This window comes from Kaistia hirudinis (assembly GCF_014196455.1).
Taxonomy (GTDB): Bacteria; Pseudomonadota; Alphaproteobacteria; order Rhizobiales; family Kaistiaceae; genus Kaistia; species Kaistia hirudinis.
Genome location: NZ_JACIDS010000001.1, coordinates 828,163 through 842,016, shown reverse-complemented (window position 1 = coordinate 842,016; position 13,854 = coordinate 828,163). Strand labels below are relative to the sequence as shown.

At 66.2% G+C, this 13,854-nt stretch carries 13 protein-coding genes; 9 read left to right on the top strand and 4 right to left on the bottom strand.

Annotated elements, in window-relative coordinates:
* Positions 1–158: 158 nt before the first annotated feature.
* The 3 genes from surE to GGR25_RS03885 all read left to right on the top strand — a co-directional run bounded on the left by surE (position 159) and on the right by GGR25_RS03885 (position 3,236).
* Complete coding sequence (surE, locus tag GGR25_RS03895) at positions 159–917, top strand: 5'/3'-nucleotidase SurE (protein WP_183397382.1); 759 nt, start codon at positions 159–161, stop codon at positions 915–917.
* 128 nt (positions 918–1,045) lie between these two features.
* Positions 1,046–1,681: a protein-L-isoaspartate(D-aspartate) O-methyltransferase gene (locus GGR25_RS03890; protein ID WP_183397381.1), complete on the top strand. Its 636-nt coding sequence runs from the start codon at positions 1,046–1,048 to the stop codon at positions 1,679–1,681.
* Positions 1,682–1,892: 211 nt separating this feature from the next.
* Positions 1,893–3,236: a peptidoglycan DD-metalloendopeptidase family protein gene (locus GGR25_RS03885; RefSeq protein ID WP_183397380.1), complete on the top strand. Its 1,344-nt coding sequence runs from the start codon at positions 1,893–1,895 to the stop codon at positions 3,234–3,236.
* A gap of 66 nt (positions 3,237–3,302) precedes the next feature.
* Here the strand turns inward: GGR25_RS03885 and GGR25_RS03880 are convergent, their stop codons facing one another.
* Positions 3,303–4,238 carry an ATP-binding protein gene (locus tag GGR25_RS03880; protein ID WP_183397379.1) on the bottom strand — a complete coding sequence of 312 codons (936 nt, stop codon included), beginning with the start codon at positions 4,236–4,238 and terminating at the stop codon, positions 3,303–3,305.
* A gap of 155 nt (positions 4,239–4,393) precedes the next feature.
* Between GGR25_RS03880 and yajC the strand changes: the two genes are divergently transcribed.
* From yajC to GGR25_RS03855, 5 genes are read left to right on the top strand one after another with little or no spacing between them, the layout of a single operon-like run.
* Entirely contained in the window at positions 4,394–4,735 is a 342-nt protein-coding gene (gene yajC, locus GGR25_RS03875; RefSeq protein ID WP_183397378.1) for a preprotein translocase subunit YajC, read from the top strand.
* A 57-nt stretch (positions 4,736–4,792) separates the two neighbouring features.
* Positions 4,793–6,403: a protein translocase subunit SecD gene (gene secD / locus GGR25_RS24595; protein WP_183397377.1), complete on the top strand. Its 1,611-nt coding sequence runs from the start codon at positions 4,793–4,795 to the stop codon at positions 6,401–6,403.
* A 24-nt stretch (positions 6,404–6,427) separates the two neighbouring features.
* Positions 6,428–7,384, top strand: coding sequence for a protein translocase subunit SecF (gene secF / locus GGR25_RS24590; protein ID WP_183397376.1), 957 nt, complete (start codon positions 6,428–6,430; stop codon positions 7,382–7,384).
* Positions 7,385–7,390: 6 nt separating this feature from the next.
* Entirely contained in the window at positions 7,391–7,792 is a 402-nt protein-coding gene (locus tag GGR25_RS03860; RefSeq protein ID WP_183397375.1) for an Mth938-like domain-containing protein, read from the top strand.
* Positions 7,793–7,808: 16 nt separating this feature from the next.
* Positions 7,809–8,651 carry a phytoene/squalene synthase family protein gene (locus GGR25_RS03855; protein WP_183397374.1) on the top strand — a complete coding sequence of 281 codons (843 nt, stop codon included), beginning with the start codon at positions 7,809–7,811 and terminating at the stop codon, positions 8,649–8,651.
* A gap of 280 nt (positions 8,652–8,931) precedes the next feature.
* Here GGR25_RS03855 and GGR25_RS03850 read toward each other — a convergent pair whose 3' ends face one another.
* From GGR25_RS03850 to GGR25_RS03840, 3 genes are all read right to left on the bottom strand, one after another.
* Entirely contained in the window at positions 8,932–10,686 is a 1,755-nt protein-coding gene (locus GGR25_RS03850) for a B12-binding domain-containing radical SAM protein (protein WP_183397373.1), read from the bottom strand.
* 309 nt (positions 10,687–10,995) lie between these two features.
* Complete coding sequence (gene trmFO / locus GGR25_RS03845; protein ID WP_183397372.1) at positions 10,996–12,399, bottom strand: methylenetetrahydrofolate--tRNA-(uracil(54)-C(5))-methyltransferase (FADH(2)-oxidizing) TrmFO; 1,404 nt, start codon at positions 12,397–12,399, stop codon at positions 10,996–10,998.
* A gap of 181 nt (positions 12,400–12,580) precedes the next feature.
* Complete coding sequence (locus GGR25_RS03840; RefSeq protein WP_183397661.1) at positions 12,581–12,727, bottom strand: DUF1127 domain-containing protein; 147 nt, start codon at positions 12,725–12,727, stop codon at positions 12,581–12,583.
* A gap of 255 nt (positions 12,728–12,982) precedes the next feature.
* Here GGR25_RS03840 and GGR25_RS03835 point away from each other — a divergent pair, with 255 nt between their 5' ends.
* On the top strand, positions 12,983–13,612 hold the full coding sequence (locus tag GGR25_RS03835) for a hypothetical protein (protein ID WP_183397371.1): 630 nt from the start codon (positions 12,983–12,985) through the stop codon (positions 13,610–13,612).
* Positions 13,613–13,854 lie beyond the last annotated feature (242 nt).

Below are 13,854 nucleotides of genomic sequence, written 5' to 3'. Positions count from 1 at the left end.
CCTTCATCAAGGCCTCCGCTCGGAGAGAGATAGAATGATCCGGCCGCGGGCCGGCGGGAGAGGGGTTAGGGAACCCTCCGGATAGTCCGTAAACCCTCACCCGGCGCGGCGCGCCGACCTCTCCCTCAGGGAGAGGTGAAAGGAAGAAGCAGGCGACGATGCGCATTCTCCTGACCAATGATGACGGCATTCATGCTCCCGGCCTCAAGGTGCTGGAGCAGATCGCCCGGACGATTTCCGACGATGTCTGGGTCGTGGCGCCCGAGACCGACCAGTCCGGCCTCGCCCATTCGCTGACGCTGAACGAGCCGCTGCGCCTGCGCGAGATCGACGAGCGGCACTTTGCCGTGCGCGGGACGCCGACCGATTGCGTGATCATGGCCGTGCACAAGGTGCTGGGCGGCAAGCCGGATCTCATCCTGTCCGGCGTCAATTCCGGCCAGAACGCTGCCGACGACGTCACCTATTCCGGCACGGTCGCGGGCGCGATCGAGGGCACGCTGCTCGGCATCCGCTCGATCGCGCTCAGCCAGGCCTTCGCCTATGCCGATGCGCGCCGCGTCATCCCCTGGGAGACGGCCGCGACCCACGCCCCCGGCATCATCACCAAGCTGCTCACCCTGCCTCCGGCGCCGGGTGTTCTCTACAATGTGAACTTCCCGAACCGCGCGCCCGGCGACGTCACCGGCGTCATGGTGACGGCGCAGGGCATGGTGAGCCATGGCCTGACGGTCGACGAGCGCTCGGACGGCCGCGGCAATCCCTATTTCTGGCTGCGCCATCAGCGCGTGGTCGAGGAACATGCGCAGGGGACGGACGTCCATGCGATCGGTGCGGGCGCGATCTCCGTCACGCCGCTCCGCCTCGACATGACGGCCTATGACGAGGCGCACGGCCTCAATGCGCTCTTCGGCTGAGGCGACGGCTAACAACCCGTTTACCAGGATGGGTGCATGACTGCGCTTCACGGAACGAGGGCGTGTAGCGTATGGCACTCGGAGCGGTTCGGTTCGACCCGTTGCATCATGATGCCGGTGATCGCGAAATGATCGCGATCGCCGAGTTCCTGCTTCGTGCGCGGCAGCTCGGCATCATGGATCGGCGCATTCTCGGCGCCATCGAGTCCGTTCCCCGCGCCATCTTCCTCGACGGCGACACGCGGCATGGCCCGCTCTTCGCCGAACGGCCGCAGCCGATCGCCTGCGGCCAGCTCTCCACGCCCCCGCTCGTCGTCGCCCGCCTGCTTGCCTCGCTCGATCTCACCGAGCGCGACCGCGTGCTCGAAATCGGGACGGGGACCGGCTATCTCGCGGCGGTGATGTCGCGCCTGGCGCGGCGCGTCTACACGCTGGATCGCTTCCGCACGCTGGTCGGCGCGGCGCAGTCGCGCCTCCTGTCGATCCGCGTCGAGAACGTCACGCCGATCTTCGCCGACGGCACCGCCGGCTGGCCGGGCAAGGCGCCGTTCGATCGCATCGTCTGCACCGCCTCGGCGGAGAAGGTGCCGGCCCCCTTCGTCGAGCAGCTCACGACCAATGGCATCCTCGTCATGCCGATCGGTCCGGCCGACGGCGTGCAGATGCTGACGCGATTCGACCGCGTCGACCGCCAGCTGCGCGCGAGCCCGATCTGCGAGGTTCGCCTGCTGCCGCTGATCGCCGGAAAGGCGCAGACGCTCTGAAGAGAGCGCGGCCGCGAAAGAGCGGCAATGCGCCATGTTCAGGCAATTCCTTCGAATTCCGAACGGCAATCTGAGCCGCTTAAGCGTTTATAAACGTTACTGCTGTCTACTCGCTTCAATTAGTTTTGTGGTGTCGCGAGTGGCTTTGATGCGTAACAGCGTTATTTCTCTTCGGACCCGGACCCTCAGTCAGGTTGCTGCGATTTCCCTGATGGCGGGTCTGCTGGCCGCCTGCGGCAGCGATGCTTCCAAGTTCGGGCTGCCCATGATTACGGGCAGTACGACCGGGCAGAAGGCAGCGATCGGCGGCGCACAGCCGATGCCGCCGCAGCCGGTTCCCTACTCCCCGCCGATCCAGAGTTCCGCCCTGCCGCCGCCCTCCTCGCAGCCTCTGCTGCCGGGCGTGGCGCCTGCCGCCAGTGCCGCCGCATCAGCGGCCGGTGCGCAGGCCTCCACCGCCGTGGCATCCGCGGCCCAGAGCGCGGTGGGCAAGGGGACGTGGAACGCCCAGGGTGGCAGCGTCGTGACGCTCGGCCCGGGCGAGACGCTCTCCTCGCTGTCGCGCCGCTATGGCGTGCCGGTCAAGGAACTCGCCAAGGCTAATGGCATCTCCGACCCGTCGCAGGTCGTCGCCGGCATGCGGGTCACGATCCCGACCTTCGCCGCCGCCTCCGGTGCCGTCGCGCAGGAGACGAAGACCGCCGCGACCGCGGCTGCCAATTCCGGCGAGGCTGCGCCGCTCGGCGGCGTGCATATGGTCACGCCCGGCCAGACGATCTCGTCGATCGCGCGCCTCTATAATGTGACGCCGACCCAGCTTGCCGCCGCCAATGACATGGCGTCGAACAATGCGCTGCAGGTCGGGCAGAAGCTGAAGATCCCCGGCCATACGCAGGGTGCTCCGGTTGCGACGCTTCCGGATCCGGCGCGGCGCGAGGAGCAGGCCAAGGGCGAGAACACCGGCGACGGCAAGCTCGCTGCCGACCAGTCCACGGCCGGCGCGTCCAAGGACGGCCCGGAGACCACCGCGTCCATCGCGCCCGCCTCAGGCGGCGGTGCGGCCGATGCGGCCAAGGAAATGGCCGGCGCTCCGGCTGCCGGCACGCAGGCCGCGGCCTATGCGCCGGCGAGCGGCAACACGAGCGCCGATGCGGCGGCCGATCCGGGTTCGACCAACGGCACCACCTTCCGCTGGCCGGTGCGCGGTCGCATCATCGGCTCGTTCGGCACCTCGCCGACCGGCGACAAGAATGACGGCATCAACCTCGCCGTGCCCGAAGGCACGTCGATCAAGGCGGTCGAGGCCGGCACGGTCATCTATGCCGGCAACGAGCTCGAAGGCTACGGCCAGCTCGTGCTCATCCGCCATGCCGATGGCTGGGTTTCGGCCTATGCCCACAACAGCCAGATCCTGGTGAAGCGCGGCGACACGGTCCGCCGCGGCCAGATCATCTCGCGGGCCGGCGCCACGGGTTCGGTCAGCGCGCCGCAGCTCCACTTCGAACTCCGCCGCGGCTCGCGCCCGGTCAATCCGCTGGATTACCTGCAGAGCTGATCGACGGCGGCCTTATATGGACAATGGATTCGGGCGAAGCGCACCAGCGCTTCGCCCGAATGCTTTTCAGCGTGCGAGCGGGGCGCCCAGCCGTCCGGCGAGGTCCACGATGAACTGCCAGGCGACGCGGCCGGAGCGGGCGCCGCGGGTCGTCGACCATTCGAGCGCCTCGGCGTCGAGTTGCGCCTGGTCGACGCTCAGGCCGAAATGCTCGGCATAGCCGTGCACCATCGCGAGATAGTCGTCCTGGCTGCATTTGTGGAAGCCGAGCCAGAGGCCGAAGCGGTCGGACAGCGACACTTTCTCCTCGACCGCCTCATGCGGATTGATCGCGGTGGAGCGCTCGTTCTCCATCATGTCGCGCGGCAGCAGGTGGCGCCGGTTCGACGTCGCATAGAAGACGATATTGTCCGGCCGCCCCTCGACGCCGCCGTCCAGCGCCGCCTTGAGTGACTTGTAGGACGTGTCGTCATTGTCGAAGGACAGATCGTCACAGAACAGGATGAAGCGCCGGTCGAGATCGCGCAGCTGCACCATCAGCTCCGGCAAGCTGTCGATGTCCTCGCGGTGGATCTCGACGAGCTTCAGCGGATGGCCGCCCGGCAGCGCCGCCGGATCGGCATTGGCGCTGGCATGCGCCGCCTTGACGAGCGAGCTCTTGCCCATGCCGCGCGCGCCCCACAGCAGCACATTATTGGCCGGCAGGCCGCGCGCGAAGCGGTCCGTATTGTCGACGAGAATGTTGCGGACCCGGTCGATGCCCTTCAGCAGCAGCATGTCGACGCGGTTGACCTTCCTGACCGGCAGAAGCGTGCCGCTGGCGGCGTGCCAGACGAAGGCGTCGGCGACGTCCACATCGAGCGGCGGGCGGGCCGGCGGCACCGCGCGCTCGATGAGCGCGATGAGGCGGTCCAGCCGGTCGGCGAGGGGCTTCCAGTCGGTTTCGGCCGTCACGATCGCGGTCCTCTTTTTCGCTGCGCGGAAGTCGGGGGCGGGAGGCATGCGGTATCACGCTTGACGCGCCATTTGCAAAGGGGGCCGGCGCCGCTATAGTCCGCGCCGTTTCGAAGGCCGCTGTCTCGCCCTATGTGAGGACCGGCGCCGGTCGATGCGCTTCATCAAGCCACCCCTCGGGTCGCAGTTCATAGGGATTAGAGATGTTCGTGACGCAAGCTTTCGCCCAGGCCGCCGGTGCTTCTTCTCCGGGCGGCGTGGACATGCTGATTCAGTTCGTGCCGTTCATCTTCGTGTTCGCGATCATGTGGTTCCTCATGATCCGCCCGCAGCGCCAGAAGGCGAAGCAGCACCAGGAGATGATCAAGAACGTGCGCCGCGGTGACACGATCGTGATGACGGGCGGCCTGATCGGCAAGATCGCCAAGGTCGTCGACGACAGCGAGCTGCTGCTGGAAGTGGGCGACAATGTCCGCGTCCGCGTCTCGCGCGGCTCGATCGCCGACGTCCGGGCGAAGGGCGAGCCCGTCAAGGAAGGCGAATAATCCTTCTCACAATAACGGCCGCTTCAACGGCCGGACCTCACGGAAGAAGCGGTTTCCATGCTCCAATTTACGCGTTGGAAGATGGTGGCGATCCTCGGCACGGTGCTTGTCGGGATCCTCATCGCCCTGCCCAATCTTTTCTCGAAGGAAACCGTCGATTCCTGGCCGAGCTGGGTGCCCAAGCGCCAGCTCGTCCTCGGACTCGACCTGCAGGGCGGTGCCTATCTGCTCTATGAGGTCGACAAGCAGGACTATGTCCAGAAGCGCCTGCGCACGCTCGTGAGCGAGATCCGCAAGGCGATGCTGGAAGACCCGCGCATCGGCTATTCCGGCCTCGGCGTGCAGGGCCAGGGCGTGCAGCTGCGCGTTCGCGATCTCTCGCAGCTCGATCTCGTCCGCAAGCGTCTCGAACCGCTGCGCAATCCATTGTCGAACTCGATTCTCGGCGGCACGCCGGTCAACGAGTTCGATCTTTCCGTCGCCAATGACGGCCTCGTCCAGATGACCTATACGCAGGCCGGTCTCGACCAGCGCGTGCGCTCGATCGTCGATCAGTCGATCGAGGTCATCGCCCGCCGTATCGACCAGCTCGGCACGACCGAGCCGTCGATCCAGCGCCAGGGCGCGGACCGCATCCTCGTCGAGGCGCCCGGCCTCGGCGATCCCGAGCGGCTGAAATCGCTCGTCGGCCAGACCGCGCAGCTCACCTTCCATCTCGTCGATGCGACCGTGGCGCCGGGACAGAGCGCCGACCAGGCCCGCAAGCCCGGCACGATCGTCCTGCCGTCCAACGAGGCCGGCGGCCCGAGCTATGTGCTCGAGGAAGCGCCGCTGCTGACGGGCGAGGACCTGACCGACGCGCAGGCGACCTTCGACCAGCGCTCCAACGAGCCGGTGGTCTCCTTCCGCCTGACGACGGGCGGCGCGCGCACCTTCGGCGACGTCACGCAGAAGAACGTCAACCGCGCCTTCGCCATCGTGCTCGACGACAAGGTGATCTCGGCGCCGGTGATCCGCGAGCCCATCCTCGGCGGTTCCGGCCAGATTTCCGGCAGTTTCACGCTGCAGACGGCGAACGACCTCGCCATCCTGCTCCGTGCCGGCTCGCTGCCGGCCAAGCTGACCATCGTCGAGGAGCGCTCGATCGGACCCGGCCTGGGCGCCGATTCGATCCGCGCCGGCAAGATCGCGTCGATCATCGCGACCGCGGCGGTCTGCGCCTTCATGGTGGCGACCTATGGCATGCTCGGCTGGATCGCCAATATCGCCGTGCTCGTGAACGTGATCCTGATCTTCTCGATCGTGACGCTGCTCGGCGCCACGCTGTCGCTGCCCGGCATCGCCGGCGTCATCATCACGGTCGGTACGGCGGTGGATTCCAACGTGCTGATCTATGAGCGCATACGCGAGGAGTTCCGATCGGGCAGATCCGCAATCGCATCGATAGACTCCGGCTTCCACCGCGCTCTCGGCACCATCCTCGATGCGAACGTCACGACGCTCATTGCGGCGATTGTGCTGTTCTATCTCGGCTCCGGTCCGATCCGCGGCTTCGCCGTGACCCACGCGATCGGCGTTGCGACCACCATGTTCACCGCCTTCACCTTCACGCGCCTCATGGTCGCGATGTGGGTGCGCTGGCGCCGTCCGACCAAGATCACGCTCTAGAGCGCTGAAGAGGAGATCTCCAGGATGCGCCATCTTCGCCTCGTCCCGGATAACACCACCATCCCGTTCATGCGCATGCGGCGCTGGACGTTCCCGATCGCGGCGCTGCTCTCGGCGCTGTCGATCGTGCTGTTCATCGCCATCGGTCCGAATTACGGCATCGATTTCCTTGGCGGCACGGTCATCGAGATCCAGACCAAGGACCAGCAGCCGGACCTCGGCAAGCTGCGCGGCGAGCTGAATGGCCTCGGCCTCGGCGACGTGCAGGTGCAGACGATCGGCGCCGATAATTCGGTGCTGATCCGCATCGGCCAGCAGACCGGCGGCGAAGCCGCGCAGCAGGAGGCGATCAGCAAGGTCCGGACCGCGCTCGACGGCCAGGCGGAGTTCCGCCGTATCGACATCGTCGGGCCACGCGTGTCGGGCGAGCTCGCCTGGAACGGCGCGCTCGCGATGATCGTCACCTTCGTGGCGATCGCGATCTATGTCTGGTTCCGCTTCGAGTGGCAGTTCGCGGTCGGCTCGATCATCTCGGCCGCCAATGTCGTGATCGTGACCTTCGGCTTCTATGTCGTCACGCAGCACGAGTTCAACCTGACCTCGCTTGCCGCCATCCTGACGACGGTCGGCTATTCGCTGAACGACACGGTCGTGGTCTATGACCGAATTCGCGAAACACTGCGAAAATACAAGAAGATATCGCTGGCCGACCTGATCGATCGCGCCATCAACGACATGCTTGGCCGTACCGTCATCACCACGGTGACGACGCTGTTGGCGCTGTTCTCGCTCTATTTCTTCGGCGGCGAGGTCATCCAGGCCTTCACGCTCGCCATGATCTTCGGCGTGATCGCGGCCATCCTGTCGTCGGTATGCGTTGCCGCGCCGATCCTCATCTATTTCGGCCTTCGGACCGATTCGATGAACGACAAGAAGACGGACGACACGAAGTCCCCGACCAAGGGCGCGCAGAAGGCCTGATCCGTCATGGCCTTCTTCAGGCGGCCGCCACTCGTCGTGCGCGATCAGCATCTGCCGCAGCAGGTGCCGATCGACGCCTATGGCGATTATGGCTTCCGCTTCTCGGAGATGACCCATCCGGGCTCGCTGCTCTGCCTGCCGAGCGGCATCCATGGCTGGGACGCGGCAACGGCGGCCGACATCGACCGCGATTCGCTCGCCGCCGTGTTCGACCAGTCGGATGCGATCGACGTGCTCGTCATCGGCACGGGCAGCGACATCGCGGCGCTTCCGGCCGGGCTGCGGGCGAGTCTGCGCGAGGTCGGCATCGGGCTCGAAGTCATGGGGACCCGGCCGGCAATTCGCACCTATAATATCCTGCTCGCCGAGGGCCGCCCCGTCGCGGCAGCCTTGATCGCGATTCGCTGAGGCAGGAGACCACCCGATGGACGCCTTCGCCTTCTGCGCCGAGGAGGTTCGCCGGCATGATCGCGACCGCTTCCTCGCCGATCTGTTCGCGCCCGAGCCGGCCCGCCGGCATCTCTTCGCGCTGCACGCCTTCAATCTCGAAATCGCCCGCGTACGCGAACTCGTCTCGAGCCCGATGCCCGGCGAGATTCGCCTGCAATGGTGGCGCGACGTGCTGGACGGCAAGGCGGCGGGCGATGCGGCCGGCAATCCCGTCGCCGCGGCGATCATCGAGACGCTGTCGCTCAACGGGCTGCCGGCCACCGCGCTCGACCACCTGATCGAGGCGCGCATCTTCGATCTCTACAATGATCCGATGCCCAGCCTCGCCGATCTCGAAGGCTATGCCGGCGAGACGAACTCGGTCCTGATCCAGTTCGCGGCGATGATCCTGGCCGGCGGGAAAGACCCCGGCACCGCCGATGCGGCCGGCCATGCCGGCGTCGCGCTGGCGATCGTCGGGCTGCTCCGGGCCTTGCCGACCCATGCGCAGCGCCAGCAGCTCTATCTGCCCGGCGACATGATGCAGGCGGCCGGCGTGTCGGCCGAGGATATCTTCGCCGGCCGGGTGACGCCGGGGCTGCGCACGCTGCTCGCGGATCTGCGCGCCGTCGCGCGCGGCCATCTCGCCGAGGCGCGGCGCCGGCTCGACGCGGCAGACCGCATCGTGCTGCCGGCCTTCCTGCCGCTCGCGCTCGTGGAGCCGCTGCTGGCCCGCATGGAGCGCTCGAGCCACGACCCGCTCAAGGACATGACGGACCTCGCGCCCTGGCGCAGCCAATGGCTTCTCTGGCGCGCCGCACGGCGGGGGCGGGTGTAGGACTGACGCGGCATGGGCGGAGGCCGCCTCTTGGAGCCGTCATAGTATCCCACCGGCGACCCACCACACTCCGGCGTCACCCCGACGCAAGTCGGGGTCCATACAGCCTGAGGCGCGGGATATCATGCGTTGGAACGGCGCGGCGAAGAGTATCGTGCTGGCGAAACGGCCAGGCGCGTCAGACTGCACGGCTGCATGGATCCCGGCTTTCGCCGGGATGACGCCATTGTAGAGCCGGCAACCTCCGAGCCCAGCCCCAAGCGCGCTCGCGGGCCATTCCTCACGCCACGCGGTGCGTCAGCTCGTCGATGCGGTGCGCGTGCTGGACGGCGTGCTTGGCGGCGTCGTTCTGCGTGAACAGTTCGAGCGTCTCCTCGTCGCCTTCCGAGACCGGCGTGAGCGCGGCGTCGGTGTAGCTCTTGCGGTTCGGATCGGCCTCGATCGCGCGGCGCTGGCGCTCCAGCCGCCAGAGCAGGAAGACCAGCTTCGTGGTCTTCGCCACCAGGTTCCACGCCTCGCGCGGATAGAAGAGGAGCGGGGATTCGACCGGCATGTTCGGCCGCCGGTCATGCCGGTTGCGGAAGCGGATCACGCCGCCCTGCAGCGGATGCACCTTTTCGATCGCGACCGAGGTCGAGAACCAGATCAGCAGCTTGCCGATGCTCTTGGTGCGCACGCCCGTCGCGGCGGCGCGCTTCAGCACCGTCAGCATGTGCTCGGGCGTATAATAGAGCGACCAGGCTTCCTTGTAGATCTCCTCCCATTCGGTCTGGCTCATCTTGGGATGCGCCGTGACCGCGTGCTCGAGATCATATTTGTTGAGGTCGGCATCCATGGCGACGCCCTTGCGGAACAGGGTCTGGTGATCCTCGGAGCCGGGGAGGGGAGTCAGGAAGAAGAATTCGAGGATGTCGAGCGGCAGCTCGCGCTGTACGATCTGGATATCGCGACGGATGCTCTCGGCGGTGTCGGCTGGGAAGCCGAGAATATAGCCCGCATAGGTGATGATGCCCTGCCCCTTCCAGGCGAGCAGCATCGAGCGATATTCCGTGATCTTGTTCTGGCGCTTCTTGGCGCCCATCAGATTGTCGGGATTGATGTTTTCGAGCCCGATGAAGACGCGGCTGACGCCGGCGCGCTTGCACTTCTCGATGAAGTTCGGGATCTTGTGGCAGAGCGTGTCGACCTGGACCATGAGGCCGATCCACAGGCCCTCCTGCTCCCGCATCTGGATGATGCGGTCGAGGATGATCTCCCAATCGCGGTTGCGGGCGAAATTGTCGTCCGTGATGAAGTAGTTATGGATGCCCTGGGCGAGGTTGTCGCGGATCAGCTTCTCGATGTCGTCCGGCGAACGGCGCCGCGACTTGCGTCCCTGCACATTGATGATGGTGCAGAAGGAGCACTGGAACGGGCAGCCGCGCCCGGCGTCGAACGAAGTGTTGCCGCCAAGCGTCTTCGTCACATAGCTCGCCGGCAGGAAGGGCGGTGGGGTGCCCTCGATGCTCGGCAGGTCGTTCATATAGTTGTAGAGCGGCTCCAGCGTGCCGCGCGCCGCGTCGACCAGGACGCGGTCGAGCCGATCCTCCGCCTCGCCGGCGAAGAGGCTGACGCCGAGGTCTTCCGCCTTCTGCAGGTCGACGTTCTTGTCGGGCAGCATGGCGAGGCAGCCGGACACGTGGAACCCGCCCATCACGACGGGGATGCCCGCATCGCGGAAGGGGCGCGCCAGGTCGAGGGCGCGCGGATACTGGTTCGACTGCACGCCGACCAGCCCGACCATGCCGAAATTGCCATTGTCCTTGAAGGATTTGATCAGCGCGGGAACGTCGACGCGGGTATTGGTCTCGTCGATCGCCGAGATCTCGATGGATACGTCCTCGCCGAGCACATGTCGTTCGTCGGCATCGCGCGCAAGGCCGTAGAGGCTCGCCAGCGAATTGGACGGGATCATCGAGCGGAACCAGCGAATGACATAGCCGTCGTCGTCATAATGCGACGGCTTGATCAGCACGAGCTTGAAGACGCGATTCATGAATTCACCCGTCCGGCATGGCTCATGCGAGACCCTCGAAACAGGGCGCCGCTGTGGGGCGCGACAATTCGAGTGTACGGGTTGACCGGGCTCACGGCAACCAGCCAAAGCCCATGAAGATTTTCATCGGCCTGACGGCCGCAATTCAATGCCGACTTGCCATTTCACGACAGATCGACTTGCGCCATCTTGGCGATGACATGCCGGAAGCACACGCGTCCGGTCCGGCATCTGCGCGCCCACGTGGGCGCGCGGTAGTTCCGTGAGGTAGGGGGACTGGCGGGACGAGGCTCCGTCCCGTCCAGCGGCCTATTCTGCGGCCTCGGCCACCGGCAGCCCGAGCCACGCGGCCGCATCGGCGCGCGCCCGGCCGGTGAGGGCCTTCTTCTTGGCCAGCGTCTTCTCGGCGCCGCGCAGCCGCTTGCCCGGCTCCTTCGGCACCTCGATGGGCGGAAACAGGCCGAAATTGACGTTCATCGGCTGGAACGAGCGCGTCGGCCCGTCCTCGGCAACGATGTGTCCGCCGGTGATATGGCCGAGCAGCGCGCCGAAAGCCGTCGTCGGCGGTGGCAGCGAGACCGCTTCGCCGAGCCGTTCCGCCGCCGCGAAGCGTCCGGCGAGCAGGCCGACCGAGGCCGATTCGACATAGCCCTCGCAGCCGGTGATCTGGCCGGCGAAGCGCAGCCGCGGCATGGCCTTGAGGCGCAGCGACGGATCGAGCAGTTTCGGCGAGTTCAGGAAGGTGTTGCGATGCAGGCCGCCGAGCCGGGCGAATTCAGCGTTCTGCAGACCCGGGATCATTCGGAAGATCGCGGTCTGCGCGCCATATTTCAGCTTCGTCTGGAAGCCGACCATATTGTAGAGCGTGCCGAGCGCATTGTCCTGGCGCAGTTGGACGATTGCATAGGCCTTGACGGTCGGATTGTTCGGATTGGTGAGCCCGACCGGCTTCATCGGCCCGTGCCGCAGCGTCTCGCGGCCGCGCTCCGCCATGACCTCGATCGGCAGGCAGCCGTCGAAATAGGGCGTCGAGGCTTCCCAGTCCTTGAACTCGGTCTTGTCGCCGGCAAGCAGCGCATCGACGAAGGCGTTATATTCCGCCTCCGTCATCGGGCAGTTCAGATAGTCGGCGCCCGTGCCGCCCGGCCCCGGCTTGTCGTAGCGCGACTGGAACCAGGCGATCGAGCGATCGATCGAATCGAAATGCACGATCGGCGCGATGGCGTCGAAGAAGGCGAGCGATTCCTCGCCCGTGAGCGCGCGGATCGAATCGGCGAGCGCCGCCGAGGTCAGCGGGCCGGTCGCGACGATGACGCTGTCCCATTCTTCCGGCGGCAGGCCGGCAACCTCGCCGCGCTCGATCGAAACCAGCGGATGGGCTTCGAGCGCCGCCGTCACCGCCGCCGCGAAGCCGTCGCGGTCCACGGCGAGCGCGCCGCCGGCCGGCACCTGATGGCTGTCGCCCATGCGCATGATCAGCGAATCCGCCATGCGCATCTCGGCATGCAGCAGGCCGACGGCATTGGCCTCGGCATCATCGGAGCGGAAGGAATTGGAGCAGACGAGCTCGGCGAGGCTCTCTGTCTTGTGCGCCTCGGTCCCGCGCACGGGGCGCATTTCATGCAGGACGACGGGAACGCCGCGGCGCGCAATCTGCCAGGCAGCTTCGGAGCCGGCGAGTCCGCCGCCGACGATATGGATCGGTTTCATCATGGCGCGGACATTATGGCGCGTGCCGCGCGGCGGCAACCATGCGCAGACAAAGAAAAACGCCCGTCGGGGAGGAGGTCGACGGGCGTTTCTCTTAAGGGGCGGTCAGCGAGGGAGGAGGTTCGCTTTCCGCCAGATCGCCGGGACGAGGGAGGAGGTTCGTCCGGGGCGAATATGAATTCGCTTAGTAACCAGCCGACTGCTTGGCAATCTGGCCGATATCGGCGCGGTTGATGCCGAGGTCGCTCAGCTCGCGAGCCGTCAGGCGGCTCAGCTCGTTGTACGTCTCGCGGTACTTGCGCCAGTTCTTGTAGTTAGCCATGAGGTTCAGGGCCATGATCGTCTTCCTTCAACTTATCTAACCGGAGAAGAGCGGCTGCTCTTCTGATTTCGAACGCTCTTGATGATGCGAAGATAGGAGAGGGGGCATTTCATGAGGAGACCGAAAAATCGCATGGCAGCGATGCGCTTGATGCAGAGCAGCATGGCAGGACTGCGATTTGGTGCGTCGCAACATTGACGTCTGCGGCGAAAATGAGGCCCTCTCGGCAGGGGGATGATCCCTGATCAAGGCTGGGAGGAGGCCATGACGACAACAAGCCGCGTGTCGCGACGTGGGGGCGCCATGGGTCTGGCGTTGGCCCTCGCCTTTGCCGGGATGAGCGCCGCGCCCGTCGCGCCCGCCTTCTCGGCCGAACGATCGGGCGCCGCGCCGGCGACGGTGCGCTATTGCCATGGCTATGGCTGTTCGCTGCGCTCGCTCGTCCGCTTCTCCGCGTCCGACATGCAGACGTTGAAGCGCATCCTGGCCAGCGGGGCGAAGAGCGCCGCTGCCGAACGGGCGGCGATCAGCCGTGCTGACCAGTGGTTCGAGCGCATCGCGGGCGCGCAGACCGGAACCTCGGCGGATGGCGCCAAGGATGTCTACCAGCTCTTCACGCCGCCCTCCGAGATCGACTGCGTCGATGAGGCGGAGAACGCCACCACGCTGCTGAAGCTCGCCGCGAGCCGCGGCTGGTTGCGCTATCACACCGTCGGCCGGATCGAGCGGCGCGGCTTCCTCGTCGATGGCCGCTATCCGCATCACACAGCGACCATCCGCGACACGGCGACGGGCGAGGTCTGGGTGGTCGACAGCTGGGTGCGCGCCAATGCGCAGCCGCCGGACATCAAGCCGCTTTCGGTCTGGAAGGAAGAGGGCGGACTGAGCGGCTGATCGGCCGCGATGCGCGGCGCGGTCGCGATAACGAAATCATCATACGATTCAATTCCATAAATCGATTGAAATTCTTCGATAGTCGACCGAAGCGGCGTTGAGTGCGCGTTCCGCTTGTGTCAGTCTGCCCTCGTGGCCGGCACCTTGATGCCGGTCCGGGAGGAAGAACCGGAAGATCGTCCGGTGCAGCGCGTCTCAGCCGCTCTGCGCCCGAGGGGGACGACGCCGGCGCAAAGAAAAGA

Coding starts and splice junctions, on each gene's coding strand:
- surE (WP_183397382.1), top strand. CDS start 159: ATGCGCATTCTCCTGACCAATGATGACGGCATTCATGCTCCCGGCCTC.
- GGR25_RS03890 (WP_183397381.1), top strand. CDS start 1,046: ATGATCGCGATCGCCGAGTTCCTGCTTCGTGCGCGGCAGCTCGGCATC.
- GGR25_RS03885 (WP_183397380.1), top strand. CDS start 1,893: ATGGCGGGTCTGCTGGCCGCCTGCGGCAGCGATGCTTCCAAGTTCGGG.
- GGR25_RS03880 (WP_183397379.1), bottom strand. CDS start 4,238: ATGCCTCCCGCCCCCGACTTCCGCGCAGCGAAAAAGAGGACCGCGATC.
- yajC (WP_183397378.1), top strand. CDS start 4,394: ATGTTCGTGACGCAAGCTTTCGCCCAGGCCGCCGGTGCTTCTTCTCCG.
- secD (WP_183397377.1), top strand. CDS start 4,793: ATGCTCCAATTTACGCGTTGGAAGATGGTGGCGATCCTCGGCACGGTG.
- secF (WP_183397376.1), top strand. CDS start 6,428: ATGCGCCATCTTCGCCTCGTCCCGGATAACACCACCATCCCGTTCATG.
- GGR25_RS03860 (WP_183397375.1), top strand. CDS start 7,391: ATGGCCTTCTTCAGGCGGCCGCCACTCGTCGTGCGCGATCAGCATCTG.
- GGR25_RS03855 (WP_183397374.1), top strand. CDS start 7,809: ATGGACGCCTTCGCCTTCTGCGCCGAGGAGGTTCGCCGGCATGATCGC.
- GGR25_RS03850 (WP_183397373.1), bottom strand. CDS start 10,686: ATGAATCGCGTCTTCAAGCTCGTGCTGATCAAGCCGTCGCATTATGAC.
- trmFO (WP_183397372.1), bottom strand. CDS start 12,399: ATGATGAAACCGATCCATATCGTCGGCGGCGGACTCGCCGGCTCCGAA.
- GGR25_RS03835 (WP_183397371.1), top strand. CDS start 12,983: ATGACGACAACAAGCCGCGTGTCGCGACGTGGGGGCGCCATGGGTCTG.